A 763-nucleotide genomic window follows, 5' to 3' on the forward strand; every position below is an offset into this window, starting at 1 on the left:
CATGCCTAGATCCATCCACCGGACCGGCGACACCCGCCGACGGCCGCTCTCGGATTCGCGCCCCGACGATCCGCCGATCGTCGCGGCTCTCCGCTACGGGGTCACCGCGCCCAGCGCGCACAACACCCAGCCGTGGCGCATCGAGCTCTTCTCCGATACCGAAGCGCAGCTGTTCTTCGACCCGGACCGGATGCTCCCCTACACCGACCCTCACGGCCGGCAGGTGCACATCAGTCACGGCACCCTCATCGAGATGACCGCCATCGCCGCCACCGATCTCGGATACCGGACCGAGATCGACGTCCTGCCCGGCGGCGAGATGCCGATCCCCGAATTCGGAACCAAGCCGACCGCCACGATCCGGCTGGTGAGCGCCCCCGGCCTCGACGTCGACCCGCTCTTCGACCGGATCCTCGAACGGCGCACCAGCCGCCACGCCCATCAGGGCCCGCCACCCACCGCCCGGGAACGGGCGCGCGTCGAGGACGCCGACATCCCCGGTGTCGACATCGGATGGATCCCGCAAGACTTGCGAGCACGCGCGCTCGAGATCGCCGTCAAGGCGATGGCCATCGAGGTCGAAGACCACGACCTTTTCGACGAGACCCGCGTCTGGTTCCGGTTCTCCGACCGCGAGATCACCCAGAAGGGCGATGGATTCCACGCCGACACCGTGGGCCTGAGCGGCCTGTCGCTGCCCCTGGCACGCAGGCTCATGAACGACGGCAACTGGCACAGGTCCTACAACCGGGGCCCCTACCTC

General features: G+C 68.7%; 1 pseudogene. It reads left to right on the forward strand.

Annotation, left to right across the window (positions count from 1 at the left end):
• A pseudogene (locus E1285_RS46375) lies at positions 1-763 on the forward strand (hypothetical protein); the annotation flags it as partial.

It is taken from the genome of Actinomadura sp. 7K507 (genome assembly GCF_004348425.1).
In the GTDB taxonomy this organism is placed as follows: domain Bacteria; phylum Actinomycetota; class Actinomycetes; order Streptosporangiales; family Streptosporangiaceae; genus Spirillospora.